General features: G+C 68.8%; 23 protein-coding genes. 12 read left to right on the forward strand and 11 right to left on the reverse strand.

The window, feature by feature from the left end; translation table 11 throughout:
- Position 1: 1 nt before the first annotated feature.
- The 10 genes from murG to LuPra_RS29425 all read right to left on the reverse strand — a co-directional run bounded on the left by murG (position 2) and on the right by LuPra_RS29425 (position 11,909).
- Positions 2-1,111 carry an undecaprenyldiphospho-muramoylpentapeptide beta-N-acetylglucosaminyltransferase gene (gene murG, locus LuPra_RS29380; protein ID WP_110174067.1) on the reverse strand — a complete coding sequence of 370 codons (1,110 nt, stop codon included), beginning with the start codon at positions 1,109-1,111 and terminating at the stop codon, positions 2-4.
- Between the two features lie 4 nt (positions 1,112-1,115).
- Complete coding sequence (gene ftsW, locus LuPra_RS29385; protein ID WP_110174068.1) at positions 1,116-2,234, reverse strand: putative lipid II flippase FtsW; 1,119 nt, start codon at positions 2,232-2,234, stop codon at positions 1,116-1,118.
- 184 nt (positions 2,235-2,418) lie between these two features.
- A complete protein-coding gene (murD, locus tag LuPra_RS29390; RefSeq protein ID WP_110174069.1) occupies positions 2,419-3,813 on the reverse strand; it encodes a UDP-N-acetylmuramoyl-L-alanine--D-glutamate ligase in 1,395 nt (464 codons plus the stop codon).
- The gene (gene mraY / locus LuPra_RS29395) at positions 3,810-4,895 is read right to left on the reverse strand and encodes a phospho-N-acetylmuramoyl-pentapeptide-transferase (protein ID WP_110174070.1); all 1,086 of its coding nucleotides are present in this window, start codon (positions 4,893-4,895) and stop codon (positions 3,810-3,812) included. Before mraY ends, murD begins: the two co-directional genes overlap by 4 nt.
- A complete protein-coding gene (locus LuPra_RS29400) occupies positions 4,895-6,286 on the reverse strand; it encodes a UDP-N-acetylmuramoyl-tripeptide--D-alanyl-D-alanine ligase (protein WP_110174071.1) in 1,392 nt (463 codons plus the stop codon). Before LuPra_RS29400 ends, mraY begins: the two co-directional genes overlap by 1 nt.
- Positions 6,283-7,824 (reverse strand): UDP-N-acetylmuramoyl-L-alanyl-D-glutamate--2,6-diaminopimelate ligase, encoded by a 1,542-nt coding sequence (locus LuPra_RS29405; protein ID WP_110174072.1) that lies wholly within the window; start codon positions 7,822-7,824, stop codon positions 6,283-6,285. The genes LuPra_RS29400 and LuPra_RS29405 overlap by 4 nt, the downstream gene beginning before the upstream one ends.
- Positions 7,824-10,190: a penicillin-binding protein gene (locus tag LuPra_RS29410; protein WP_110174073.1), complete on the reverse strand. Its 2,367-nt coding sequence runs from the start codon at positions 10,188-10,190 to the stop codon at positions 7,824-7,826. Before LuPra_RS29410 ends, LuPra_RS29405 begins: the two co-directional genes overlap by 1 nt.
- On the reverse strand, positions 10,187-10,570 hold the full coding sequence (locus LuPra_RS29415; RefSeq protein WP_110174074.1) for a cell division protein FtsL: 384 nt from the start codon (positions 10,568-10,570) through the stop codon (positions 10,187-10,189). Before LuPra_RS29415 ends, LuPra_RS29410 begins: the two co-directional genes overlap by 4 nt.
- The gene (gene rsmH, locus LuPra_RS29420) at positions 10,571-11,455 is read right to left on the reverse strand and encodes a 16S rRNA (cytosine(1402)-N(4))-methyltransferase RsmH (RefSeq protein WP_110174075.1); all 885 of its coding nucleotides are present in this window, start codon (positions 11,453-11,455) and stop codon (positions 10,571-10,573) included. It abuts the gene before it with no gap.
- A 7-nt stretch (positions 11,456-11,462) separates the two neighbouring features.
- Positions 11,463-11,909 (reverse strand): division/cell wall cluster transcriptional repressor MraZ, encoded by a 447-nt coding sequence (locus LuPra_RS29425; RefSeq protein ID WP_157899842.1) that lies wholly within the window; start codon positions 11,907-11,909, stop codon positions 11,463-11,465.
- Between the two features lie 146 nt (positions 11,910-12,055).
- On the opposite strand from LuPra_RS29425, the gene LuPra_RS29430 reads away from it, so the two are divergent.
- The 9 genes from LuPra_RS29430 (at position 12,056) to LuPra_RS29470 (ending at position 21,211) form a co-directional block, all read left to right on the forward strand.
- A complete protein-coding gene (locus LuPra_RS29430) occupies positions 12,056-13,126 on the forward strand; it encodes a glycosyltransferase family 4 protein (protein WP_110174077.1) in 1,071 nt (356 codons plus the stop codon).
- Positions 13,127-13,130: 4 nt separating this feature from the next.
- The gene (locus LuPra_RS29435) at positions 13,131-13,991 is read left to right on the forward strand and encodes a glycosyltransferase family 2 protein (protein ID WP_110174078.1); all 861 of its coding nucleotides are present in this window, start codon (positions 13,131-13,133) and stop codon (positions 13,989-13,991) included.
- A complete protein-coding gene (locus LuPra_RS29440) occupies positions 13,988-14,728 on the forward strand; it encodes a polyprenol monophosphomannose synthase (RefSeq protein WP_110174079.1) in 741 nt (246 codons plus the stop codon). Before LuPra_RS29435 ends, LuPra_RS29440 begins: the two co-directional genes overlap by 4 nt.
- 28 nt (positions 14,729-14,756) lie before the next feature.
- Positions 14,757-15,509: a glycosyltransferase family 2 protein gene (locus tag LuPra_RS29445; RefSeq protein ID WP_110174080.1), complete on the forward strand. Its 753-nt coding sequence runs from the start codon at positions 14,757-14,759 to the stop codon at positions 15,507-15,509.
- A complete protein-coding gene (locus LuPra_RS29450) occupies positions 15,506-16,501 on the forward strand; it encodes an NAD-dependent epimerase/dehydratase family protein (RefSeq protein ID WP_110174081.1) in 996 nt (331 codons plus the stop codon). Before LuPra_RS29445 ends, LuPra_RS29450 begins: the two co-directional genes overlap by 4 nt.
- Positions 16,501-17,601, forward strand: a complete 1,101-nt coding sequence (locus LuPra_RS29455) for a DegT/DnrJ/EryC1/StrS family aminotransferase (RefSeq protein WP_110174082.1) — start codon at positions 16,501-16,503, stop codon at positions 17,599-17,601. The genes LuPra_RS29450 and LuPra_RS29455 overlap by 1 nt, the downstream gene beginning before the upstream one ends.
- Positions 17,602-17,893: 292 nt before the next feature.
- A complete protein-coding gene (locus LuPra_RS29460) occupies positions 17,894-18,745 on the forward strand; it encodes a hypothetical protein (protein ID WP_110174083.1) in 852 nt (283 codons plus the stop codon).
- Between the two features lie 184 nt (positions 18,746-18,929).
- The gene (locus LuPra_RS29465; protein WP_110174084.1) at positions 18,930-19,391 is read left to right on the forward strand and encodes a GatB/YqeY domain-containing protein; all 462 of its coding nucleotides are present in this window, start codon (positions 18,930-18,932) and stop codon (positions 19,389-19,391) included.
- Between the two features lie 143 nt (positions 19,392-19,534).
- Positions 19,535-21,211, forward strand: coding sequence for a CRTAC1 family protein (locus LuPra_RS29470; protein WP_234800610.1), 1,677 nt, complete (start codon positions 19,535-19,537; stop codon positions 21,209-21,211).
- Here LuPra_RS29470 and LuPra_RS29475 read toward each other — a convergent pair.
- Positions 21,192-22,745 carry a tetratricopeptide repeat protein gene (locus tag LuPra_RS29475; RefSeq protein ID WP_110174085.1) on the reverse strand — a complete coding sequence of 518 codons (1,554 nt, stop codon included), beginning with the start codon at positions 22,743-22,745 and terminating at the stop codon, positions 21,192-21,194. The genes LuPra_RS29470 and LuPra_RS29475 overlap by 20 nt on opposite strands.
- Positions 22,746-22,861: 116 nt before the next feature.
- Here LuPra_RS29475 and murJ point away from each other — a divergent pair, with 116 nt between their 5' ends.
- The 3 genes from murJ to LuPra_RS29490 are packed head-to-tail and all read left to right on the forward strand — an operon-like array spanning position 22,862 to position 26,495.
- Complete coding sequence (gene murJ, locus LuPra_RS29480; protein WP_110174086.1) at positions 22,862-24,478, forward strand: murein biosynthesis integral membrane protein MurJ; 1,617 nt, start codon at positions 22,862-22,864, stop codon at positions 24,476-24,478.
- A complete protein-coding gene (locus tag LuPra_RS29485) occupies positions 24,471-25,718 on the forward strand; it encodes an MFS transporter (protein WP_110174087.1) in 1,248 nt (415 codons plus the stop codon). The genes murJ and LuPra_RS29485 overlap by 8 nt, the downstream gene beginning before the upstream one ends.
- A gap of 39 nt (positions 25,719-25,757) precedes the next feature.
- A complete protein-coding gene (locus tag LuPra_RS29490) occupies positions 25,758-26,495 on the forward strand; it encodes a rhomboid family intramembrane serine protease (RefSeq protein ID WP_157899843.1) in 738 nt (245 codons plus the stop codon).
- Positions 26,496-26,609 lie beyond the last annotated feature (114 nt).

Here is a 26,609-nt window from a genome sequence, read left to right on the forward strand (position 1 = left end):
GTCAGTGGCTCCCCTGCATCAGCGTTTCGGCGCGAGCCGCGATCACGTCGGCTGCGTCGGGCCGCGCCAGGCCGCGCGCGCGCGTGGCCATGGCGTACCGGCGTTCATCGTCGGTCAGCAGTCCGCGCAGTTCCGCCGCGAGCCGTTCGCCGGTGAGGTCCTTCTCGTCGAGCATCACCGCGGCGCCCGCCGCCTCGAGCGTCCTGGCATTGGCGCGCTGGTGATCGTCGGTGGCCTGCGGAAACGGGATCAGGATCGCCACGCGACCGGCGGCCGTGAGTTCGGCCAGCGTGGTGGCGCCGGCCCGGCACACCACCACGTCGGCTTCCGCCATCTGTTGCGGCATGTCGCCGATGAAGGCGCGGACGTCGGCCGCGACTCCAGCGTCGGCATAGCCCGCCGTCACCGCTTCGAGATCACGTTCTCCCGTCTGGTGCACGATTGAACACGTGCCCGGTATCTCACGTACGTGCGCCGCTGCCGCCACCATCGCCTGATTGATCGCGTGTGCACCCTGTGAACCTCCGAAGACGAGCACCCTTCGTTCACCACCCGCGCCCGGCCGCGGTCCGACCGCGAGGAACGCCTCGCGCACCGGATTGCCGGACACGAACCCATGGCCATGGAAGAAGCGCAGAGTCGACTCGTAGGTGACGCCAGCGGCGTCCACCAGGCGGGCCAGCCAACGATTGGCCAGGCCCGGGGTCGCGTTCTGCTCGAGTAGGAGCGTAGGAATCCCGCGCGCCGCGGCGAGCGCGACGACCGGGCCGGAGCTGTAGCCCCCCACGCCGATCACGAGATTGGGGCGACGGCGTGACAGGACCTGCCAGGCGTCGAGCGCACTCAATGGCAGCAGTCCGACGCCACGGGCGACGGCGCCCGCGCTCTTGCCCTTCAATCCCGCGCTCCGGATCAGGTCCAGTTCGAAGCCCTCCTGCGGCACGATGCGTGCCTCGATCCCGCGGGCGGTGCCGACGAAGGTCACCACGGCGCGGGGGTCCCGCTTCCTGAGTGCATGCGCCACGGCAATCCCGGGATACAGGTGTCCCCCGGTGCCGCCTCCGGCAATCACCACCTGTCGTGGCCGCGAGATGTCGGGGCGCGCGTCCACAGCCTCAGGATTCGATGGCCGCGTGCTGCGACACGTTGAGCAGGATGCCGAGCCCGATCAGGTTGACCAGCATCGACGACCCGCCCGAACTCACGAACGGCAACGGCAGTCCCTTGGTCGGCAGCAGTCCCAGGACCACGCTGATGTTGATCAGGCCCTGCACCGCCATCATCGTCGTCAGGCCGACCGCCAGGAACGCACCGAAGCGATCCTGGGCGTTGGCGGCGATGCGAAGGCCGCGCCATGCGATGACGAGCAGCGCCAGCAGCACGGCGATCGCACCAGCAAGACCGGCCTCCTCGGAAATCACCGCGAAGATGAAGTCGGTGTGCGGCTCGGGCAGGAACCGCAGCTTCTGCAGGCCCTCCATCAGGCCGCGACCCAACAGGCCGCCGGTGCCGACCGCGATCAGCGACTGGATGATCTGGAAGCCGCTGTCGAGCGGGTCGGCCCAGGGATCCAGGAATGCCAGCACGCGTGCACGACGGTATGGGACCAACCACACGAGCACGTAGAGTGCCGGCGTCGCGATCAGCGCGGAGAGGCCGATGTACTGCAAGCTCAGGCCCGCCGCAAACAGCATCGAGAACGCGACGATGCAGATCGAGACCGTGGTACCCAGATCGGGCTGATACAGGATCAGGAGCGCCATCGCGCCGAGCACCGATCCGACCGGCACCAACACGCTCTTCAGGTCGTTGATCCGCTCCATCCGGTGGCTCAGTCGCTGGGCCACGAACAGGATCACTGCCAGCTTGGCGAACTCGGACGGCTGGATCCCGATGCTGCCGACGCCGAGCCAGCGCACCGCGCCCTTGACGTTGTGCCCGGCTCCGAGCAACTTCATGGCCGCAAGGAGCAGCAGCGCGGCGAGCACGCCGCCGACGGCGGTGTTGATCACCGTCGGCTGCTGCCAGGCGCGATAATCGATGCGCATCACCACGACCATCAGCAGCGATCCCACCAGTACCCACGTGGCCTGGCGGGCCATCAGCTGCACCGGAACGGAGGTGGCATCCATCGCCTTTCCCGCGAGCGCGCTGTAGACCATCACTACGCTCACGCACACGAGGAAGAAGGCGGCTCCAAACAGCCACTTGTCTGACTTCAGCTTGCGAGCCATGACACTCCCCCTCTAAAGGCGCCACATGCTGCGCCCGAAACCTTGGGGTGCGGAACGAGATGTGAGCAGCCAGCAGTCATCAGCAGACGTACGGGCCGAGACACCGACCTCGCAGACCGGGGCAGCCTGCGTTCCCAGCGGCCTGTTCTTGACCGCGTCACGCCTGCTGATGACTGCTCACTGCTCACCCGTTCCGCACCTCCTCCTGGCCACCCGCGGCGGCCGCCAGCCGCGCCACGATGGCCTTGAACACGCGACCGCGATCGGCGTAGTCGCGAAACATGTCGAAGCTCGCGCACGCCGGCGCCAGCAGCACCACGCCGCCGTCGCGCCGTTGCGCGAGCGCGGTCACGACCGCGTCGTCCATCGAGGCCTCACGCGTCACCGGCACGAACGGCGACAACGCCTGCTCCACGAGCGGCGCGGCATCCCCGATTGCGACTACGGATCCGCGGCGCGCCCGCAGCGGCGGCCCGAGGCGCGCGAAGTCGCCGCCCTTGTACACGCCACCGACGATTGCCGTTACCGGTCCGTCGAATGCCTCGATGGCCATCGTCGCGGCGTCGACGTTGGTCGCCTTCGAGTCGTTGTAGAGCCGCGCTGCGCCGATCGTCGCGACGTACTCCAGCGCGTGCTCGAGGCCCGCGAAGCCCTCGACCGCCCGGGTCATGTCGGCGCTTGACACTCCCGCCAGATCCGCCACGGCGCACGCGGCCATGACGTTGCCGAGCATGTGGCGCCCGGTGAGGCGAACGGCCGACACCGGCACCAGCGGCTCGACCCCCTCGCCCGAATGACGACGCGCAATCGCATCGCCGGCCAGGCCGATGCCGTCCTCGGCATGGAGGTCCGCGCCAAAGGTCACGATTTGCCCGCCACCCTTCGTCGCATGCGCACGGATGCGCGCAGCGCCGGCAGGTACCACGGCCCAGTCCGCGGCCGTCTGGTTCTCGAAGATGCGTGCCTTGGCGCGCTCGTAGGCATCCTCGGTGACGTGTCGATCGAGGTGGTCCGGCGAGAAATTGAGCCAGACCGCGACGTGCGGGTGATACCGCTCGATGGTCTCGAGCTGGAAGCTGCTGGTCTCGACGACGTGCCACGTCGACGGCGTGGACGCATCGACCTGCGCCGACAGCGGCACACCGATGTTGCCGCCTACGAGCACCAGCTGCCCGGACGCCTCAATCATCCGGCCCACCAGCGTCGTCGTCGTCGACTTGCCCTTGGAGCCGGTGATCGCGATGATCGGCCCGGCCACGAACGAAGCGGCGAACTCCAGTTCGCCGATGACGCGTACTCCGCGGCCGCGCGCGGCCTGCAGCGGACCGACGTCGGCCGGCACGCCTGGGCTCACGACGACCAGGCTGGCGTCGACGGGCACGTCGTCAGGCATCGCACCGAGACAGAGCTCGACGCCGAGTGCCTGCAATTGGTCGCGTTCGGCCAGGTCCGCCTTGGCGTCGATCAGCGTCACGCTGCCGCCCTGCTGCATCACGAGACGGCTGGCTGCAAGGCCGCTGCGGCCCCCGCCCACCACCGCCACATGGCGCCCCGAGACGTCGTACGGGTTCGTCGTCATCGCAGCTTGAGGGTGGTGAGGCTGAACAGCGCGCAGACGATCGCGATGATCAGGAAGCGGGTGATGACCTTCGGCTCGCTCCAGCCAATGAGCTCGAAGTGGTGATGCAGCGGCGCCATCTTGAAGACGCGCCTGCCAGTCAGCTTGAACGAGGCAACCTGGATCACGACCGAGGCGGCCTCGAGCACGAAGACGCCGCCGACGATCACCAGCAGCAGCTCCTGCTTGATCAACAGCGCGACGGTGCCGATGGCGCCGCCGAGCGCCAGCGATCCCACGTCGCCCATGAAGATCTCGGCCGGGTAGGAGTTGTACCAGAGGAACCCGAGGCTGGCCCCAACCAGCGCGCCGCAGAAGATCGTGAGCTCGCCGGCAGGCGGGAACCGTACCAGCAGCAGGTATTGCGCGAGCACAGCGTGGCCGGTCACGTACGCCAGCGCAGTGAACGCCGCCGCCGCCACCGCGAAGGTGCTGATCGCCAGCCCGTCGAGTCCATCGGTCAGGTTGACGGCGTTGGACCACGCCACCAGCACGAACCCCGCGAAGGCGACGTAGAAGTAGCCCAGATCGGGAATCAGGTATTTGAAGAACGGAAAGATCAGCCGGGTGTTGTACAGGCCCTTGTCAGCCAGCACCAGCAGCACCACGCCGACCGTCACCGCGACGACGATCTGGCCGCCCATCTTGTAGCGCGGCAGCAGGCCGTGGTGGTTGCGGCGCGTGATTTTCAGGTAATCGTCCGCGAACCCGATCGCGCCGAATGCCAGCGTCGAGAGGACGGCGATCCAGATGTACGCGTTGGTCAGGTCGGCCCAGAGCAACGTCGGGATGATCGAGGCCGCCAGGATCAGCAGTCCCCCCATGGTGGGCGTGCCGGCCTTGGGGCGATGGCTCTCGGGGCCCTCGTGGCGAATCACCTGCCCGATCTGGAACTCACGCAGCTTGCGGATCAGCACGCCCCCGAACGCCAGGCTGATGATCAGCGCGGTGATGCTCGCGGCTGCCGTGCGGAACGTGATGTACCGCGTGACGTTGAGGATCGAGTACGTGTCGTGGAGGCGATACAGGAGGTGGTACAGCATCAGTGCCCCCCCTCCGTCAGTGCCTGCACGACCGCTTCCATGCGGATGCCGCGCGAACCCTTGACGAGTACCGCGTCGCCTTCGCGCACCAGGTTGCGGGCCAGCGCCGCAGCCGCGGTGCTGTCGGCGACGTGATGCACGACGGCCGAACCGGCCTCGCTGGCCGCATCGGCGAGGGCACGCGCGGCCGACCCACCCACCGACACGATCACCGAGACGCCGAGTTCGGCTGCGGCCTTGCCGCATTCGGCGTGATAGCGGGCGCTGAAGTCGCCGAGCTCGAGCATCTCGCCGAGCATCGCGACGTGCCGGCCGGGGACGGTGGCGAGCGTCTGCAGCGCACGAGTGAGCGCGGACGGGCTCGAGTTGTACGCGTCGTCGATGACCACCCAGCCGCCCGGGGCGCGCACGACCTCGCCGCGGTGCGACGCGGGCACCAGACCGGCCACGCCGGCGACGATCTCGTTGGCGGGGATGCCGGCGACGAGCGCCACGGCGGACGCGGCGGCGATGTTGGCCAGATTGGCGCCACCGAGCAGGCGGGTCTCGATCGCGTGCACGTCGCCGCGCAGCGACAGTGTCGCGGCCGTGCCGTCGAGGCCGCGCGACTCGACCGCGCCGACGGTCACGTCGGCCGGAACACCGACTCCGAAGGTGACGACTTCACCGGCAAAGCCCGCCGCTCTCGAGATGACGCGTGGGTCGCCCGCGTTGGCGACAAACAGGTCGCTGCTGCCGGCCCCTTCGAGGATCTCCTGCTTCGCCAGCGCGATGTCGTCGACCGACTCGAAGGAGCCGAGGTGCGCCTCGCCGACGTTGGTCCAGACGCGGACCTGCGGTTCGGCGATCGACACGAGCCGGCTGATCTCGCCGACGCCGCTCATGCCCAGTTCCATGACCGCGAACTGCGGCGCGGTGTGCAACTCGAACAACGACAGCGGCAGGCCGATGTGGTTGTTCAGGTTGCCACGGTTGCGAAAGGTCGTGAACCGCCGACCGAGCAGCGTCGCCGTGATTTCCTTGGTCGTGGTCTTGCCGGCGCTGCCGGTGATCGCCACCACCGTCGATCCCGCGCGACGCCGGATCACGCGAGCGGCTTCCTGCAGGCCGCGCAGCGTGTCTTCCACCACGATGACGGGCAGGTCGGTCGCCGTCACTGCTGCGGGATCGCTGACGACGACCCCGGCGGCGCCTCGTGCGATGGCCTGGGCCACGAACGCGTGCCCATCGAAGCGCGGTCCACGGAGGGCGACGTACAGGTCGCCAGGCGCGAGCGTGCGCGTGTCGATCGACAGCGTCGGCAACGGCCGCTCTTCGGCGCCATAACCGAGTACGCCACCGAACGCGTCGGCCATCTCGCGCGCGGTGAGGACGAACGGCACGCCGCTCATCGTGCGCTCCCCTGGCGGCGACGCAGTGCCGCACGCGCCACGGCAACGTCCTCGAACGGCAGGACGCGATCGCCGATGGTCTGCGTCGCCTCGTGGCCCTTGCCCGCGATGAGCACGAGGTCACCGGGCATCGCGTCGACCACGGCCCTGGTGATCGCCTCTTCGCGATCCACGATGGCGAGCCACGGCGTCGACTGCACTGACGCCACCGTCTGACCCGCGTGCCGGGTCGGACGCTCCGGCTGTACCAGCCCCCGCTTGATGTCCTCGATGATCGCCGCCGGATCTTCCGATCGCGGGTTGTCGGAGGTGAGGATCACCAGGTCACTGAGGCGTGCCGCCACCGCCCCCATCAGCGGACGCTTGCTGCGGTCGCGGTCACCACCGCATCCGAACACCGTCACGATGCGCTGCGGTGCGAGCGCGCGCGCGGTCTCCAGCAGGTTCTTCAGCGCGTCGTCGGTGTGCGCGTAGTCGACGATCACGCTGATGTCATCCTGGACGCGCGACACGAGCTCGAAGCGACCGGGCACGGCGGCCACGCCGGCGAGACCGTCGGCAATGGATGCCAGCGGCACCTGGAGACCGACACAGGCGGCGACGACGCCAAGCGCGTTGTAGGCGTTGGGCCGCCCGGGGAGCCGCATCCGCAGGCGCATCGGCCCTGCCGGCGTGCGCAGTTGGGCGTCGATGCCATCGAGGGTCAGGCTGAGCGAGGTGGGGCACACGTCGGCCTCACGCGTGAGCGCAAAGGTCACCGGGCGCCGCGCGATCTCGAGCAGTCGGTCGCCCCGCGGATCGTCGAGGTTGATGGCCGCCGGGGCCTCGGGCGGGAGCATCTCGAACAGGCGACGTTTGGCGACGAAGTACGACTCCATGTCGCCGTGGTAGTCGAGGTGGTCGCGCGTGAGGTTGGTGAAGATGGCGGCGCCGAAGCGCGTGAACGCCACCCGTTCGAGGTCGAGCGCGTGCGACGAGACTTCCATCGCGCAGGCGTGGCAGCCGGCGTCGGCCATCTCGCGCAGCAGCGCTTGGAGATCGGGCGCCTCCGGCGTGGTCCTCGCCGAGGCACGCTCCCGCGACCCGACACGGTAACCAGTCGTGCCGATGCGCCCGCTCGTCCAGCCGCAGGCGTTGAAGATGCCTTCGAGCAGGTAGGTCGACGTCGTCTTGCCGTTGGTGCCGGTGACGCCGACAAGCAGCAGGCGCTCGCTGGGGTGCTGGTAGAACGTCGCGGCACAGGCCGCGAGCGCGACGCGACCCCGGTCGGCGACGATCCACGGCACGCCCGGGTCGCCCTCGGCGGCACGATCGGCGACGACCGCGATGGCGCCCTTCTCGATCGCCTGCGCCGCGTACGTCGTCCCCTCGCGCTGCGCACCGCGCAACGCCACGAACACCGCGCCGGGGGTCACGGCACGCGAGTCGTAGGCGATGCCCGTGACGTCGCGCGCAGCTGCGGCCCCGAGCTCGGGTACCTGCAGCGGCGTGAGTCTGGTGACGTCGGCGAGCAGCGCGCCGAGCGGCCGCGGGTTCATCAGGGCTCGTCCCCCTGGACCGGGTCCGGCTCGATCGGGAAGCGTGTCAACTGCAACAGGCAGACGCCGCCATCGCCGACCGGCGTGCCTGGGGCGACGCTCTGGCGAGCGACGAAGGAACCCTCGCCCCGCAGGCGGGGTTCCCAGCCGAGGTCGATCAGCGTGCGCACGGCTTCCCGCGCGCTGCGGCCAGACAGGTCGGGCAGGTCGGCGCGTGCCGCGGTCACGTGCGCAGTCGCCTTCGGGTCCGTGCCCAGGGGCTCCATGTTCGGCCCCTCCGGCGCGCTCGCGACCACGAATGGGGGCTGCCGATCGACGTTCGGTGCGATCGCCATGTGGCGCAGCGTCGCGTCGGCAATGCGCTGGAACACGGGCGCGGCGACCGCGCCGCCGAAGTAGCCCTTCCGCTTCGGCGCGTCGATGACCACGATCATCGCCACGGCGGGGTTGCGCGACGGGAAGAACCCGGCCGTCGACGCCATGTACTCCATCAGGTAACCGCGACCGTTGGGGTTCAGCTTGCGCGCCGTGCCGGTCTTGGCAGCCAGCGTGTAGCCCTTGATGCGGGCGGCCTTGGCAGTGCCCTCCTCGACGACGGCCTCCATCATCGTGGTCATGCGGGCGGCCGTGTTGGCCGAGATCGCGCGCCGGATCACTTCACGGCTGGTCGGCGTCCGGACACCCCGGGCAATCGTCGCGCCGACGATGCGCGGCTTGAGCAGTTCGCCGCCGTTGGCGATGGCGCTCATCGCCGCGGCCATCTGCAGCGGCGTCACGGCGACCGTGTAGCCGATCGCGATGCGCGCGAGATCGTGCTCCTTGATGGCGGCCGGCTTCATCACGATCCCGCTGCTCTCGGCAGGGAAGTCGTACGAGGTGCGCACCCCGAACCCGAAGCGGCGGACGTACCGCATCAGCTTCTCGGTGCCGAGGCGATTGACCGCGACGCGGGCGGTGCCGCAGTTGCTGGACTTGGCGAAGACCTTCTCGAACGGCACCACACCGACCTGGTGAACGTCGGTGATCGCCTTGGCACTGCCGAACCGGCACGGCATCGTCGCATCGACGATGTCGGTCGGCTTGATCACGTTCTCCTCGAGCGCGGCCGCGGCGGTGATCGTCTTGAAGGTCGAGCCCGGCTCGTAGATCGTCTCGACGGCGCGGTTGATGCGCGAGATCTGTTCGACCTTGCTCGAGTCGTTCGGGTTGAAGTCGGGCGCGCTCACAAGGGCGAGGATCTCGCCCGTGTGCGGGTCCATCATCACCACGGTCCCACCGAGCGCGCCGTGTTCCTCGACGCCCGCGCGCAATTCGCGTTCGGCGATGGACTGCAGCCGCGCGTCGATCGTGAGTTCGAGGCCGACGCCGGCCGTCGGGGCCTGCTTGACGCGCGCCGCGAGCACGTGCCGGGCCGCATCCAGCTGCACGATCAACGTGCCGCCGGTGCCCTTCACGAGTTCGTTCTTCGTCTTCTCGAGGCCGCCGACGCCCACGTTCTTCGCATCGACGAAGCCGAGCAGCGACGAGGCGAGCTCGCGGTTCGGGTAGTAGCGCCGGCTCTCGCTCATGAACCCGACGCCAGCCAGCTTGCGCGCGGCGACGCGCTGCGCCTCAGCCGGTGTGGCGCGCTTGCGAATGTAGACGAAGTCCTTCTTGCCCTGCAGGCCCTTCTCGATCGTCTCCCGCTGGTTGTCGTCGCAGCGAGTGAGCTTCTCGCACACGAGCTCGGCCAGTTTCTCGGTGTCCTTGAGCCCGCGTGTGGCCACCTTCAGAGAACCGGTGCGCCCTCCCTTGCCGCGATCGACCACGAAGCCGTCCTGCTTCAGGGACGCAATGCCGTCGGCCTCCTCGGGCGACAGGGTGTTGAGCACCGTGGACCGCGCGCGACGGGTGTCGAGGCGCTGCGCCAGCGACCTGCGTTCCTCCGCGTCACATCGGTCGAGGGTCTGGCAGAGGACGCTCGCCAGCTCCTCCGGATCCTTGACGTCGCTCGGCACCGCGTAGATCACGTCGGCGTCGACGCTGTACGCGAGCACGCGGCCGTACCGATCGAGGATCGCACCCCGCCGCGGGTTGATATCGATCGTCTGGCTCTGCTGTCTCTCGGCCCGCGCGATCAGCGTCTCGTACTGGTAGACCTGCAGGTAGAGGAGCCGCGCCGTGATGCCGGCCGCCCAGAACATCAGCAGAGCCGCCACGAAGGCGAGCCGCGGCCGCACCGTGAGCCGCCAGTCGTTCCCCGCAGGCGGATCGAACTCGTGGTCGGCGCGTTGCGCGTCACGGACGACGCGGGCGTTGTTCAGCGCAGCGGCGCCAGAGTCGAGCGCCGAAAAGAGGTCCGGCGTGTCCTTCCCCGTGCGACTCACCGCCGCGCCACCACTGCGCTGGACGGTGGCGGAGTCACGGTGACCCGCTCGACGACCGTGGCGGTCTCGTGCGTGGGCGACTTCATTCCGAGCTGGCGCGTGGCGATGGCCTCGACGCGCGCCGGACCGACCAGGAACTCCTGTTCGAGGACGAGATGGCGATGGACCGCACGCAGCCGCGCCTGCTGGCGGGCCAGGCCAGCTTCCACCTTGTCGAGCCGCCGCGCGTCCAGGTGCTGCCATGCGGCAAACAACACCGTCGCCAGCACCCCCGCCCCAGCGAGCACCGTGCGCACGAGGTCGCGCTGCCGCGCGTGATCCACCTCGCGCACGATGGTGCGGTTCTGCACCTGCTTGCGGACGACGAACTCGCGGTCCACTCAGGCCAGCCTTTCGGCGACGCGCAATTTGGCGCTACGGGCACGGGGGTTGCGCGCGATCTCGTCTTCGGAAGCCTCGATGGGCCGCCGCGTGATCAGCGCGACCAGGGGATCGGGCGCCTGCGCCAGGGCCCTGAACGTGTGCTTGACGATGCGGTCCTCGAGCGAGTGGAACGCGATGATCGCGAGCCGCGCGCCCGCCAGCAGCCGGCTGACGGCCAGCCGGATGAAGGCGTCGAGGCCCTCGAGTTCGCGGTTCACCCAGATCCGCAGCGCCTGGAAGGTCCGGGTCGCGGGATCGATGCGTTGCCAGCCGCGCGTCGGGACGGCGCGACGGACGATCGCGGCCAGTTGGCCCGTCGTCTCGATCGGCCCCGCCTCGCGCGCCCGGACGATGCCGCGGGCGATGCGACGCGAGAACCGCTCTTCGCCGAACTCGTAGATGACGTCGGCCAGCGCCGCCTCGCCCACCGTCTGGAGCAGGGCCGCAGCGGTCAGGCTGTTGTCCCGATCCATGCGCATGTCCAGGGGCGCATCGGCGCGAAAGCTGAACCCGCGTTCCGCGTCGTCCAATTGCATGGAGGACACGCCGAGGTCCGCGAGGATGCCGCCGTCGACCGACGCGATGGCGCGGGCATCCAGGGCGGCGCCAAGTGACCGGTAGTCGGCATGCACCATCTCGACGCGGTCGAGCTGGTCGTGGAGGGTCTGCGCTGCGACGGCGAGCGCGGTACGATCGCGGTCGAAGCCGAGCACACGCGTGGCGCCGGCCTCCAGCAATGCGAGGGTGTGCCCGCCCGCACCGAGGGTGCAGTCGACAAACAGCCCCCCGCGAGCGGGTGACAGGTGGCTGATGACCTCCGCGACGAGTACCGGTGCGTGCATGACGCTCTCAGATCCCCAGTGCGGCGAGGTCGGTGAGATGGGTGTCGTTCAATCCATCTGACAGGACCTTGGACCTGAGGCGGTCGCTGTTCCAGATGTCGAGGCAGTTCTGCAGGCCGAGCACGTCCACCTCTGCGGACGCCCCGGCGGCTTCGCGCAGAGGGGGAGGGATGACGACCCGTCCCTGGGCATCGAATTCGACGAGCTGGCCCCAGTAGGACGTGGTCATTTCGAAGGATTTGCGCGACTGGTTCATCTGGGGCACGCCGCGGAGCTTTTCCTCGATCGCTTCCCAGACCTTGAGGGGGTACAGGCGCACGTATTCCCCAGTGGGAGACAGGCTGGTCATGTAGAGCGCCGGCCCGTACTCCGCTTCGATGTGCGCGCGAAACGCGCTGGGCACCTTGAGGCGCCCCTTGTCATCTATCCTGGTTGAAATGCGTCCGCGGAGCACCACAACTCTCCACTTTGGTCCACTTTGGTCCACGGCGAGAATAGGCACACCGTCCACGGGTGTCAACTGGTACTTCGCGGAAAGGGCTGAGCCAGAAGGACTTCGTCTTAACTTCGCTATCGGAGGCGTGCTAGGATGCTCGCCGCTTGGCCCTGACGGTTCTCGTCTGTGAGGCGCAGGTGCCCTTCGTGAAGGGGGGCGCCGAGGCGCTGGTGCGCGAGCTGGTGCGCCAGCTCGAGGTCCACGGCTGTCTCGTCGAACGGGTCAGCGTGCCCTTCAAGTGGTATCCGAAGCAGGAGTTGATGGCCCATGCCGCCGCCTGGCGGCTGCTCGACCTCTCCGAAAGCTGCGGCAGGCCGATCGACCTGGTCATCCCGACCAAGTTCCCCACCTACTGCGTGCGGCACCCCCGGAAGGTCACTTGGCTGATGCACCAGTACCGGGCGGCCTACGACCTCTGCGGGACCGAGTACGCGGATTTCGACCACAGGGAAGAGGACACCGCGGTCCGTGAGCGCATCCGGGACCTCGACCGCGAGATGCTCGGCGAGTGTGCTGGCGTCTACACCATTTCCCGGACCACCTCGGACCGGCTCACTCGCTTCAACGGGGTACCGTCGACACCCCTGTACCACCCCTCACCCCTGGCACCGAGACTGCGCGCCGGCGAGTACGGCGAGTATTTCCTTTCGGTCGGCCGGCTCGAAACCGTGAAACGGGTCGAGCTCGCCATCTCGGCCATGGCGTACGTGCCGCCTCCCATGCGACTTCTGGTCGCCGGTGAGGGCACCTACCGGCACGGGCTGGAGCAGCGAATCGAGGCGCTCGGCCTCGGGGACCGGGTGTCGCTGCTCGGCGCCGTCGACGAAGCGACGCTGATCGATCTCTATGCCGGCGCTCGCGGGGTGGTGTTCGCGCCGTTCGACGAGGACTACGGGTACGTGACACTCGAAGCGTTCGAGGCCCGCAAGCCGGTCGTGACCGCGTCCGACAGCGGCGGGGTGCTCGAGTTCGTCCAGGACGACGTGAACGGGCTCGTGTGCCCTCCCGACGCGGCGGCGATTGGCGCCTGCCTCGCCGATCTTGCCGCCCGACCGGAGCGGGCGGCCGCGCTCGGGGAGGCGGGGTACGATAGCACCCGCGCGATCTCCTGGGACGGAGTCGTCGCCGCGCTCACCGCCAGCTCGGCGCGACGCGAGGAATCGCCCGTCGCCTGACATCGTGGCTGCCCCCGAAACCGTCTCCATCCTGATCCCGGCCTTCAACGAGGGACCTGTCGTCGCTGACGTGATCGGCGCGCTGCGCGCCACCGCGAACTGGCACGAGATCATCCTCGTGGACGATGGCTCATCGGATGAGACAGCCGCCGCAGCCGAGGCTGCTGGAGCGCGCGTGCTGCGTCACCCGTACAACAAGGGAAACGGCGCCGCCGTGAAGACGGGCATTCGTGCGGCATCGGGAGAGTACGTCCTCGTAATCGACGGCGACGGCCAACACAAGCCCGAGGACGCATGCCGCATCGTCGACGGGCTCGGCGACTACGACCTCATCGTTGGCGCGAGGGAAGGGCACACGCAGGCCACCGGCGTGCGCCGTGCCGGCAACGGCCTGCTGAACGCCTTTGCCACCTACATGACGGGCCGCCAGATCCCTGACCTGACGTCGGGCTTCCGCGGGGCACGCCTCTCGATCCTGCGCGAGTTCCTGCACCTGATTCCGAACGGGTTCTCGACGCCGACCACCACGACGCTGGCCTTCATCAAGGCCGGCTACAGCGTCAGGTTCCTGCCGATCGAGGCCCGGCAGCGGACCGGTGTGTCCAAGATCCGGCTGGCCCGCGACGGCACCAAGTTCCTGCTGATCATCCTGAAGATCGTCACGATCTTCAGCCCGATGAAGATCTTCCTGCCGGTGAGCGTCAGCGCCTTCCTGCTCGGCGTCGCCTATGGCGCATGGACGGTCGTCATCTCGGGCCGCATCGCCAACGGTTCGGTGCTGCTGCTGATGTTTTCCGTCATCGTCTTCCTCGTGGGTCTGGTGTCCGAACAGATCTCCGCGCTGCGATTCGAGGGCCGCACGTGACGCCGCCGCGGGTCCTCGTCGTCACGCCGACCTACAACGAGCGCGACAACCTGCCGGTCCTCGTGCGCGAGGTTCTGGCGCGCGGCCCGGAATTCTCGGTGCTCGTGGTAGACGATGCGTCGCCGGACGGCACCGGGGCGGTGGCCGATGCCCTCGCGGCGGAGACGCCGGGGCGCGTGCATGTCCTGCATCGGAAGGGCAAGCGCGGCCTCGGACGATCGTACGTCGACGCGTTGGCCCTGGCGGTGACGATGGACGTCGAGGTCGTGTGCCAGATGGATGCCGACTTCTCGCACGATCCGCAGTACCTGCCGGCCCTGGTCCGCGGTGTCGTCGAGGGCGGCCTCGACCTGGTGATCGGGTCGCGCTACCTGAATGGCGTGAGCGTCGTCAACTGGCCGCTGAGCCGGTTGATCCTCAGCACCGTCGCCAACCGTTACGTACGCGGCATCACCGGCCTGCCCGCGCGTGATTGCACGAGTGGCTACCGGTGCTGGCGGCGTGAGGCCCTGGCGCGCCTGCCGTTGCAGCAGTTCGTCTCGGATGGCTACGCGTTTCTCGTGGAAATGCTGTACGAGGCGATGGGCCTCGGGTGCCGGATCGGCGAGGTGCCGATCATCTATGTCGAGCGCCGCGAGGGCCAATCGAAGATGTCGCGCGGCGTGATCTTGGAATCGGTGTTCGTACCCTGGCGGCTCGTTGCCCGACACCCGTCGTGGCGCGGGCGCCGCGGCTGAGGTCTGTGCTAAGGTTCCCCGTTCGGGTATGCCAGAAACTCCTGCCAGAACGCCTGCCGGCCTGAGCATCTTCTTCCCGGCCTACAACGACAGCGGCACCATCGCGAGCATGGTGGTGTCGGCGTTGCTGGCGGCACGTGCGCTCACGCCAGACCACGAGGTCATCGTCGTCAACGACGGCAGCAAGGACGGCACGCCGCAGATCCTCGACGAACTCGCGCGCATGTACCCGCAGGTGCGCATCGTCCACCACCAGAAGAACCGCGGCTACGGCGGGGCGCTGCGCAGTGGCTTCGAGGCGGCGACCAAGGAGTACGTGTTCTACACCGACGGTGATGCGCAGTACGACCCGGCGGAGGTCGCGCTGCTGTGGCAACGCCTCGGGCCCGACGTCGACCTGGTCAACGGCTACAAGATCTCCCGTTCCGACCCCTTCCATCGCATCATCATCGGACGGCTCTACCACCACGCAGTGAAACTGCTGTTCGGACTCGGCGTCCGCGACGTCGACTGCGACTTCCGGCTGATGCGCCGGTCCATCTTCGACACCGTCACGCTCACGAAGAACAGCGGCGTGATCTGTCTCGAAATGATGAAGAAGATCACCGACGCGAACTTCCGGATCGCGGAAGTGCCGGTGCACCACTACCATCGCGCTTACGGCAAGTCGCAGTTCTTCAACTTCCGTCGCATCTTCCGCACCGGCCTCGACGTGTTGCGGCTCTGGTACGTGCTGGTGATCCGCAAGGCGCACCTGCAGGCCTCGCAGGCGAAGGGATGATCGACTATCGCGCGTTCTACGCCGGCCGCCCGGTGATGATCACCGGTGGCCTCGGGTTCATCGGCAGCAACCTGGCGCGGCTATTGGTCGATCTCGGCGCCGACGTGATGCTGGTGGACTCGCTGATCCCCGATTACGGCGGTTCGCTCGAGAACATCCGCGGCATCGAGGATCGCGTCCGGGTCAATGTCGCCGACATCCGCCAACAGACGACGATGAACTACCTCGTGCAGGGACGCGAGGTGATCTTCAACCTGGCCGGGCAGGTCAGTCACATCGACAGCATGCGGGATCCCTATACGGATCTCGAGATCAACTGCCGCAGCCAGATGACGGTGCTGGAGGCCTGCCGCCGCAACAACCCCGGCGTGAAGGTCGTCTTCGCCGGCACGCGCCAGATCTACGGCAAGCCGGACTACCTGCCCGTCGACGAGAACCACCTCGTGCGCCCGACCGACGTCAACGGCATCAACAAGGCCGCCGGCGAGCAGTACCACCTGGTCTACAACAACGTGTTCGGCGTGCGTGGCTGCTCGCTGCGCCTCACCAACTGCTACGGACCGCGGCAGCTCGTGAAGCACAACCGGCAGGGTTTCATCGGCTGGTTCATCCGCCGCATCGTCGAGGACCAGGAGATCGAGATCTTCGGCGACGGCATGCAGATGCGCGACTTCGTCTTCGTCGACGATGCGTGCGATGCGTTCCTGCGCGCAGGCGCATCCGATGCGTGCAACGGCCAGGCGGTCAACGTCGGCGGCCTCGAGCCGATCAAGCACAAGGACCTCGTCGAACTGATGATTGAGGTGGCCAACACCGGCAGGCGGCGTTACGTGGAGTGGCCGGCCGAGAAGAAGGCGATCGACATCGGCAGCTTCTACGCCGACTCCACCCGCTTCCGGGAACTCACGGGGTGGGAGCCGACCACCACGCTTCGCGAGGGACTCACCCGGACCATCGCGTTCTACCGCGAGCACCTGCAGCGCTACCTGTGATGACCGCTTCCGACGTACGCGTGCCGTTCCTGTCGTTGAAGCCGGGCGAGGATGCCGATGCGCTCCGGGCCGCCGTGAACCGGGTCATCGATCGGGGATGGTTCATCCTCGGCCCCGAACTCGAGGCACTCGAGGCCGAGTTTGCCGCGGCCAGTGGCGCCGCCCACGCGGTCGGCGTGAACACGGGCACCGACGCCATCGCCCTGCTGTTGCGCGCGATGGGGATCGGTCCAGGCGACGAGGTGATCACGGCCCCGCTGTCGGCGGCCTACACCGCGCTCGCGGTGATGATGGCGGGGGCGCGGCCGGTGTTTGCCGACATCGACCCCGAACGCCACACGATCGACCCGGCCGCGGTCAGTGCCGCGATCACGCCGCGCACCGCCGCCATCATGCCCGTTCACCTCTATGGGCAACCGGCCGACATGACTTCGCTCGCCGCGATCGCGACGCGCCATGGACTGGCGCTGGTCGAGGACGCCGCGCAAGCGCACCTGGCGACCTGTGAGGGGCGCCCGGTCGGGTCGTTCGGCGCAGGAGCGGCGTTCAGTTTCTATCCCACCAAGAACCTGGGTGCGTTGGGGGATGCTGGAGCGATCACGACCGGCAACGCGACTCTGGCCGATCGACTCAGACGCCTGCGCAACGGCGGCCAGCGCACGACCTATCAACACGACGAGTTCGGCGTGAATTCGCGGCTCGACGAAATGCAGGCCGCGATCCTTCGCGAACGCCTGCAACGGTTGCCGGCGTGGACGGCGCAGCGCCGCGCCATCGCCGCGCACTACCGGGCCCGTGTGGCCGGGCCGTCCGTGCACGTGCCCCGCGAGTTCGACGCCGGTCACGTCTATCACCTGTTCGTGGTACGCACGCCCAAGCGCGACGCGTTCCGGGCACACATGGCGACGCAGGGCGTGCAGACCCTGGTGCACTACCCGAAAGCGCTCACACAGCAGGCCGCGATCCTGAGCGAATCACCAGCCTCGTGTCCGGAGGCGGAGCGCGCGGCCGACGAGGTGTGTTCGCTGCCGCTGTACCCGTCGCTGTCGATGGCCGACGCAGACCTCGTGGCCGACGCGGTGCAGTCGTTCGCAGGGTAAGAGCGACGCGTTGCTCTTGTGCCGGGCCCGGAGAGCCGGCCCTACCGTTGGCGGAGGCGACGACCGCCTGGACGTAGGCGTCGGACTTTGTTCCGGCGCGCACCGCGCCGCTACCGCCGGACAAGAGGGCCATGGCGCACGCGCCACCGGCGGTCACGATATATGCGCGTCAGGTAGCCGGCAGCCTGCAGCCCGCAGGCCGCGAAAATCGTTGGAGAGTCCTATACTGATGTCTCGCGCACACTGCCGCCGGATCATGGACGGCCGTCGTGCACGCCTCAGGTGGTGCCTCATGACTGCACGCGTCCTGCTTGCCGCCGCGCTGACCCTCGTCTCTGTCCTGCCAGCCTCCGCGCAGTCGGTGTCGCTGACCCTGCGGGACGGGCGCGTGACCCTGATCACGCAGAACGCCACGCCTGCCGCGATCCTGGCGGAATGGGCACGGCTGGGTCAGGTCAAGGTCGTGGACGCCGAACGCATCCCCGGAAGCCCGCTCACCTTGCGGCTCGAGAATGTCCCGGAACGCGAGGCACTCGACATCGTCCTGCGCAGCGCCGCCGGGTACATCGCCGCCCCGAGGTCCCAGGCCGTGGCGGGCAGTGTGTCGCGTTTCGATCGCGTGATCGTCATGGCGACGTCTCCCGGCGCGGCCAGCGCGGCCAAGCCCGCGGCGGCCCTTCAGCGTCCAGCGCCTGCGGCTGCTGCCCCGGTCGTGCAGCACGCACCCGTCCCGGTCGAGGAGGAGGTCCCGCAGCAGGCCCAGCCCGCCATCGCCGAGGAACTGGCCAATGGTGTGGCGGCTCCCGAGCAGCCCGCTTCGTCCACCAACTTCGACTACGCGAACCCGCAGCGCTACTTCGCCGCACGACAGGCCGAGCAGCAGGCGGCCGAGGCGGCACAGCAGCAGCAGGCGCAGCAGCCTTCGACCAGCCCACTTGGGTCGGTCGGCCAGACGACGGCCCGCCCCGGCATGGTCCCGACGCCTCAGCCGCAGGGAACGCCCGCGGGTAACGGCGCCGCGCCGGCCAATCCGTACGGGCTCCCGGCAGGTCAGCAGCCTGGCTCCTCGCCGACGGCCTCGCCGCTCGAACCCGACCGCGCCAAGTACATCAACCCGTACTCTCCGACGCCGCCGCGGCCCTGACCGCCGGACGTAGCTGCCGGACTTTGTAAGGAAGGCAGCGCAGGCCGCATGACAAGCAGACCGCCGGACAAGTCCGGCGGCTACACATCGGGTGTGGCACCCGAGCTTGCTCGACGCTTCGTGTGGGTACCGACCCGGTCCGGCGACTCAACGCCCGAGCGAACGCGAGGGGTAGACTGACGGGATGACCGACGCCACCCTGCCCGCGCGTTTGAACACCGACATCGCCACGGCCATGCGGGCGCGCGATCAGGAGACCCTCGACGCGCTGCGGATGCTCAAGACGGCGCTGACCAACAAGCGCGTCGAACTGACCCGCGACCTCGATGATCTCGAGGCACTCCAGGTGGTGACCGCGCTCGTCAAGCAGCGGCGCGACAGCGTCAGTCAGTTTGCCGCGGCCGGGCGTCAGGAACTCGCCGACAAGGAGCAGCGTGAGGCCGGGATCCTCGAACGCTATCTTCCTGCCGCGCTCGATGCGGCGGCGCTCGCGGCGCTCATCGACGAGGCCGTGCGCGAAAGCGGTGCGACGAGCGCCAGGGACATGGGCAAGGTGATGAAGGCGTTGATGCCGCGGCTGGCCGGGCAGGTCGTCGACGGCAAGGCCGTGAACGAACAGGTGAAGGCGCGCCTCGGGGCCGGGTGACACCAGATTGCCCCGAAAGGGCATTCCGGCCATCACGTCCTAAACTTTCTTCCCCGAGGTTCGTCATATGAGGTGAGGGCTTCTGAACCGAGCCTCTCATCCATCCTCCTTTGACGGCCTCGTCCCTCAACGAGGCCGTCCTTTTGTCAGCCCCGCTTCGCGTCTCGACACTCACTGCCCTGCTGCTGGTCGTCGTGGCCGGGGTTGCGCCAGACGGTAGCGCCTGGCTATCCCAGCCGGGCGTAGCCACTGTTCCCCGTTTCGACAACGTGCAACCACAGAGCGGCATCACGTTCGTCCTGGCCCACGCACCGACGGCCGCCAAGCGCCTCATCGAGACGATGCCGGGCGGCTTGGCCGCCTTCGATTACGACGGAGACGGCCGGGTCGATCTCTTCTTCGCCAACGGCAACGCCGCCCCCACGGGTGCCAAGTCCGACGCCTCGTTCCACAACCGGCTCTATCGCAACCTCGGCGGTTTCAGGTTCGAGGACACGACTGCTGCGGCAGGCCTGCAGGGTCGGGGCTACGCGATGGGCGCGGCCGTGGCCGACTACGACAACGACGGCGACCCCGACGTGTTCGTGCCCGGCGTCGGACAGCCGACGCTGTACCGGAACCTCGGCAACGGACGCTTCGAGGACGTCACCGCGACCGCCGGCATCACGCCCTCTGCCTGGTCTGTGGCGGCGGCGTGGACCGACGTCGACAAGGACGGGCGGCTCGATCTGTTCGTCGTCAATTACCTGGACTGGAACGAGAAGGCCGATCGCTTCTGTGGCGATCGGATGCGCGACCTGCGTGTCTATTGCCACCCGAAGTTCTACCCGGGGCTGCCCAACCAGCTGTACCGCAACCGCGGTGACGGCACCTTCGAAGACATCTCGAGGTCGAGTGGCATCGCGGCGCACATCGGCAAGGGAATGAGCGTCGGCGTCGGCGACTTCGACGCCGACGGGCGTGACGATCTGTTTGTCACCAACGACGGCGTGCCCAACTTCCTCTTCCGGAACGTCGACGGCAAGCGCTTCGAAGAGACGGCCTTGCTGGCAGGCGTGGCGCTGCCCGGCTTCGGGCGACCGGTGTCGAGCATGGGCGTCGCCGTGAAGGACGTCACCGGCGACGGCCGGCCGGATCTGCTCGTCACCGCCCTGAAGGGTGAGACGTTCCCGCTGTTTGTCAACGACGGCGGGATGACCTTCCACGACGGCACGCACCAGGCGAGGCTCGCCGGCCCGAGCAGCCAACGCAGCGGCTGGGGCGTGAGCCTCGTCGATCTGGACAACGACGGCCGGCCCGACATCGTCACGGCCAATTCGCACGTCAACGACCTCATCGACCAGTTCGAGGCATCGAGTTACAAGGAACCCAACACCATCCTGCTGAATCGCGGCAACGGCTTCGAGGACGCGACCGCGCAGGCCGGTGACGCATTCGGACGCACCGCCGCGGCGCATCGCGGGCTGGTGGCCGCGGACCTGGACGACGATGGGCGGCAGGACGTGGTGACGACCAGCCTGGGTGCGCCGGTTGAAGTGTGGAGGAACGGCGGCCCCGCCGGTCACTGGCTGCGCATCGTCCTGCGCGGCCGGGCATCGAATCGCGACGGGATCGGCGCGACCATCACCGTCGGCGACCGACGCTTCTCGATGACGTCAGCGTCAGGTTACGCGTCTTCGGTGCTGCAGGGCGTGCACGTCGGACTCGGGTCGGCCACGAGCGTGCCCCGCATCGAGGTGCACTGGCCGTCGGGGCGAAGGCAGGTCGTCGATGTGACGGGCGTGGACCGGATCGTGGAGGTCACGGAACCGGAGGCGTGATGGCGGGCACGTCCGGCGACGTCGTCGCCGACGCCGGCGCCGCGGCCTGCGATCGCTTCTGGTATTCGGCGAGGAGGGCCTTGGCCCGATCCGGCTTGCCGGTGCGTTGCATGGCCTGCGCCAACTGGTAGTGCACGCTGCCATCGACATCGCCGGCCAGCGCCTTCTCGAGGTGGGGGATGGCCTCCTCGAATGCGCCCGACTGCACCAGCGCGCGCCCGAGCGACGCGCGCGCCTGCAACATCGACGGGTCTGCCGCAACCGCCTTGGTCAGCAGCCCGACGGCACGATCCACCTGCTGCGCCTGTAACAGTGCCTCGCCGAGCGCCACCTGCAGGTCAGGAGCGTCTGGGGCCAGGCCGTACAGCTTCTCGAGCAACGGCAGCGCGCCCTCGAAGTCGCGCGCCGCATAGAGCGCGCCGGCCAGTTCCCGTTCGATGCCGGGATCGCCCGGGGCGAGCTTCAGTGCCTCACGCAACTGCCTCGCGGCCTCGAGCGGCTGGTTCTGGTCGCGGGCGATGCCCGCGCGCACCACGTACCGCTCCACCGAGGGCGGCAGCTTCTCCAATGTCTCGAAGGATCGCGCGGCGAGATCATTGGCAGCGCGTGCCCTCCAGTACAACGCCGCCGGTTGGGACGCGGATCCCGTGCGCGCGATCACGTCCTCCAGCTTTCCGGTCAGGTAGGCGCACGCCACGGGCACCGTGTCGCAGGACGGCCGCTCTTGCTCTGCGCGCTTCTGCTCGACGGCGGCCCAGTCGGCGTGGCCGCTCGCGCCGTACACACGCGCGAGCGTGTGATGCACGCCGGGGAGCGTCGGCAGCGCGACCTGCGCCTTGCGAATCAACGAAAACGCCTGCGGGTACTTCTCCTCGATGGTCATCACGTCGGCGGCCAACAGCCATACGTACGGCGAGTCGATGTCGAGTGCCTGCAGTTTCGCGAACGCCTCGCGGGCCACGCCTTCGTAGCTGCGGCCGAGCGCAGCCCACACCTGCGGCGACTGCGGCTGGCTCACGACGAGCGCCTCGAGCTGGGTGCTTGCCTCGGCGAACTGCTCGAGCGTCAGCAGCGCCTCGGCGAGCGCCTGGCGTGCGTTGGGGTTGTCCTTGTCGGCCTGCACGACCTGGCGCAAAGGCCCGACGGCCTCCTTCGGATGTCCCAGCTCCATGTAGGAGATGCCCAGGAACAACTTCGCCGGAAGCAGGTCGGGACGCAGGCGCAGTGCCTCGCGCAGCGGGCCGATCGCGTCAGCGGTCTTGCCGCCCATCGCCCGAGCCATCCCGAGCTGCATGTGAGCGATCGGGTCGGCCGGCGTCGCACCCACCAGCTTCAGGTAGATCGCCTCGGCGTCTCCGAACCGCGACGCCTCCATCGCCGACTCTCCCTGCGCGCGCAACGCCGCCGCGTCCGAGGTCGGGGCCCCCTGAATGCCGGCGGAAGCCGGCGACTGGTGAGCCGCCGACACCCTGACCGTGGCGAGGCCACCCTCGGCAGCGAGGACGAGCACGAGGGCAGCGATTGAGCTTCGCACCCAGCACTTGTAGGCCGCGCGCCGCGGGCGCGTCAACAGTCCGGGACCACCGTGGACACCGAAAACCGTGCCGAGTCAGGCCGGTTCGGCTCTCGGCCGCATGCGATGATGTCGCGGTGACGTCGTCGCCCGGCCCATCCCTGACCCGTGCCGCGGGGCTCGCCGGCAGCGCGACGATGGCCAGCCGGATTCTGGGGCTGGTGCGGGAACAGGTGCTCGCGCACGCCTTCGGCGCCAGCCACCAGATGGACGCCTTCAACGTGGCGTTCCGGCTGCCGAACCTCGTCCGCGATCTCTTCGCGGAGGGCGCGATGACGGCCGCGTTCGTGCCCACGTTCAGTCGCACGCTCGAACGTGACGGCCGCGACGCCGCCTGGAGGCTCGGCAGCCGCGCCATCACCGCCCTCCTCGTCGTCACCGTCCTGATCGCCGCCGTCGGCATCGTCTTCGCCGAGCCGATGACGCGCGCCTTCGCCGCCGACTTCGCGCAGGTCCCTGGCAAGTTCGAACTGACCGTGTGGTTGACGCGGCTCATGTTCCCGTTCCTGCCGCTCGTGGCCGTCGCGGTAGCGGCGATGGGCATGCTGAACGCGCTCGGCCGCTTCTTCGTCCCGGCGCTGGCGCCGGCCATGTTCAACGTCGCCTCGATCGCCTGCATCGTCCTGCTGGTGCCGTTGATGCCAGGCTTCGGCGTGGCGCCGGTGACGGCGCTCGCGTTGGCAGTGCTGGCTGGCGGCCTCGGGCAGGTGCTGCTGCAGTGGCCGCAGTTGCGGCGCGAGGGATTCCGGTACCGGTTCGATCTCGCACCGCGCGATCCGGGGCTGCGCGAGATCCTCCTGTTGATGGGCCCGGGCACGCTCGGAGTGGCCGCCACGCAGTTCAACGTGTACGTGAACACGGTGCTGGCGACCAGCCAGCAGGCTGGCGCCGTTTCCTGGCTCAATTACGCGTTCCGCATCATGTACCTGCCCATCGGACTCTTCGGTGTCGCCATCGCGAGCGCGTCACTGCCGCTGATGTCGCAGCACGCCGCGCGCGAGGACATGCCGGCCCTGCGGCAGACGCTCTCGCACGCCGTGCGCCTGGTGCTGGCGCTCACGGTGCCAGCGACCTTCGGATTGATCGCGCTCGGGGTGCCGATCGTGCGGGTGATCTTCGAGCGTGGGCATTTCCTGCCGACCGACACCCAGTCGGTAGCACTCGCGCTGATGGGATACGCGCCGGGACTGGTCGGCTACTCCGCGGTGAAGGTGCTCTCCCCGACGTTCTACGCGCTGCGCGACAGCCGCACGCCGGTGATCGTCAGCGTCACGGCGGTGTTGATGAACGCGCTCCTCAGCGTGCTGCTCGCGCGGTGGCTCGGGTTCGTGGGGCTCAGCCTCGGCACGGCACTGGCCTCCCTTGTGAACGCCTGCCTGCTGCTGGTGCTGTTACGGCGGCGCCTGGGGCCGATCGGCATCATGCGGCTGGCGTCGACACTCGTGCGCATCACGGTGGCGAGCGCCGTGATGGGGGCGGCAGCGTGGGGCCTGCACGAATGGCTCGCCATGCACGTGATCGCCGGACACGGGTTCGTCGCGCAGGTGGTGCGTGTCGGCGGAAGCATCACCGTCGCAATGGTGGTGCTGGTCCTGATGGCGCGCCTGCTGCGGATCGAGGAGTTCGACGAGGCGTCCAGCAACGTGCTGCGACGGCTGCGCGGGCGCCGGGCCGTGAAAGAGACCCGTGACTGAGCGCGCGGGTCCCACACTCGTCGACGGTCGCCCGCTTGGCGTCGTCTCCTCGGCGCACTTCATGGTGGATGCCTTCTCCAACATGTATGCGCCGTTGCTGCCGTTGCTGATGCCGCGGCTCGGGATGAGCCTGCAGGCCGCCGGGACGCTGATGATGGTGTTCCAGGCTGCCGCCTCGCTGTCACAGCTCGCCTTCGGCCGGCTCGCCGATCGCGGGCATGCACGGGCGCTGCTAGTGGCCGGGCCGCTCGTAAGCGCGACGGTGTTGAGCCTGATCGGACTCGTGCAACGGCAGGCGTTGCTGGCGGTGGTGCTGGTGTGCGGCGGGCTGGGCGTCGCCGCGTTCCACCCGCCGGGTGCGATGGTCGCGCACACCGCGGGCCGCGCCAGGCCGGGCACCGCGATGAGTGTGTTCGTCACGAGCGGATCGATCGGGTTCGCGCTGTCACCACTGCTCGTGGCCAACGCCGCCGGCCGCTATGGCCTGGGGGCAACGGTGTGGTTCCTGCTGCCCGGCGTCGCCTGCGCGCTGCTCTTTGCGCGTGCGGTGCCGGCGCTGCCGCTCGCGCCTCACCGTCCACACGGCGGCGGTCTCCGCGCGCTGCGCCCACAGGCACGCAACCTGTTCCTGTTGTACCTGCTGGTCGTGCTGCGGACGGTGGTCTCGTTGTCGTTTGCCACCTTCGTGCCCGTGCTGCTGACACGGCAGGGCATGAGCGTTGGAGAAGCCGGTACGGCCATGGCGCTGTATCTCTTCATGTCCGGCATCGGTGGCTTCTGGGGCGGGCGGCTCTCCGACAGCTTCGGCCCTCGGCGCGTGATCGTGTGGTCCCTGCTGCTGGCGACGCCGTTCCTGCTGATGGCCCCACAGACACAGGGCTGGGCGTTTGCCGGTCTGCTTGCGATCGGCGGCCTCTTCCTGCAGTCGACGCTGCCAGTCAACGTCAGCTTCGGGCAGGCACTGGCCCCGCACAGCGCGGCGACCGTCTCGTCCTTGATGATGGGCGTGGCCTGGGGGACGGGCGGCATGCTCGTGCCGGTCACGGGCATGGTGGCTGACGCGCTCGGCCTGCCGACCACGCTGACCATCCTTGCCGTGCTGCCGCTGTGTGCCGCCGCGCTGGCCACCCAGTTGCCCGCGGCGCCACCTCTGCCGATGCACGTCGAGCCCGTCGAGGTGAACGTGGCGGCGATCGATCCGTCGGCCGACGACGACGCCAGAACGAGCGAGCCCGCCTAGCGTCGCTGGCAACCGCGGCGTGTGCCGTACACTGACGTCGTGGCCCGATCACCGTACAGCCGCGTGTCCTACCAGTTCGGGCCTGGGCCGGTGACGCCTGCCGTCAAGGCCCTGCTCATCGCCAACGGCGTGTCGTTCCTGGTCCAGGTCGCGCTGCCGTCGGTGACGACCGTCGGCGGCCTCACGCCGGCCGCGGTGCTCGAGTCGTTCTGGATCTGGCAACCGTTCACCTACATGTTCCTGCACGCGGGGCTGACGCACCTCGTGTTCAACATGCTGGCGCTGTGGATGTTCGGCGTCGAACTCGAGCGGATCTGGGGCACGCGGGCGTTTGCCCGCTTCTACCTGCTCTGCGGGCTCGGCGCGGCGGCCGCGACCATCGGCGCGGCGCTGCTGCCCTTCGGCTTCGCCGATTTCTTGTACCTCACCCCGACCGTCGGCGCCTCGGGCGCCATCTACGGCCTGCTGGCGGCATTCGGCATGATGTTCGCGGACCGGCCGATCTACATGTACTTCCTGTTCCCGGTGCCGGCCCGGATCTTCGTGCTGATCACGGGGGCCATCACCCTGCTGCTGTCGGTCACGTCCTCGGGTGGCCAGATGGCACACCTGGCCCACCTCGGCGGGCTGGTCACCGGGTGGGCCCTGCTCATGCGCGGCCGCGGCGGTCTCGCCGCAGAACTGAAGTACCGCTACACCAAGTGGCGCCTCCAGCGAGCGCGACGCCGGTTCGACGTCCACCAGGGTGGCCGCGGCGGCGGCTGGAACGTTCACTGAGCCACGCCGGCCCCGGCATTGGGCCTTCGGCCGTCGAACGTCCCCCTTCAATCCTTCATCCTTCGGTCCAGGCGTTTAGCGGCGGCGTCAGCCGTCACCACGCCGGCCTTCGAT

Source organism: Luteitalea pratensis, from assembly GCF_001618865.1.
GTDB lineage: Bacteria > Acidobacteriota > Vicinamibacteria > Vicinamibacterales > Vicinamibacteraceae > Luteitalea > Luteitalea pratensis.

Excerpts from the sequence above, each read along its gene's own strand:
- ftsW (WP_110174068.1), bottom strand. The coding sequence starts at position 2,234 with ATGGCTCGCAAGCTGAAGTCAGACAAGTGGCTGTTTGGAGCCGCCTTC.
- murD (WP_110174069.1), bottom strand. The coding sequence starts at position 3,813 with ATGACGACGAACCCGTACGACGTCTCGGGGCGCCATGTGGCGGTGGTG.
- mraY (WP_110174070.1), bottom strand. The coding sequence starts at position 4,895 with ATGCTGTACCACCTCCTGTATCGCCTCCACGACACGTACTCGATCCTC.
- LuPra_RS29400 (WP_110174071.1), bottom strand. The coding sequence starts at position 6,286 with ATGAGCGGCGTGCCGTTCGTCCTCACCGCGCGCGAGATGGCCGACGCG.
- LuPra_RS29405 (WP_110174072.1), bottom strand. The coding sequence starts at position 7,824 with ATGAACCCGCGGCCGCTCGGCGCGCTGCTCGCCGACGTCACCAGACTC.
- rsmH (WP_110174075.1), bottom strand. The coding sequence starts at position 11,455 with ATGCACGCACCGGTACTCGTCGCGGAGGTCATCAGCCACCTGTCACCC.
- LuPra_RS29445 (WP_110174080.1), top strand. The coding sequence starts at position 14,757 with ATGCCAGAAACTCCTGCCAGAACGCCTGCCGGCCTGAGCATCTTCTTC.
- LuPra_RS29450 (WP_110174081.1), top strand. The coding sequence starts at position 15,506 with ATGATCGACTATCGCGCGTTCTACGCCGGCCGCCCGGTGATGATCACC.
- LuPra_RS29455 (WP_110174082.1), top strand. The coding sequence starts at position 16,501 with ATGACCGCTTCCGACGTACGCGTGCCGTTCCTGTCGTTGAAGCCGGGC.
- LuPra_RS29460 (WP_110174083.1), top strand. The coding sequence starts at position 17,894 with ATGACTGCACGCGTCCTGCTTGCCGCCGCGCTGACCCTCGTCTCTGTC.
- LuPra_RS29465 (WP_110174084.1), top strand. The coding sequence starts at position 18,930 with ATGACCGACGCCACCCTGCCCGCGCGTTTGAACACCGACATCGCCACG.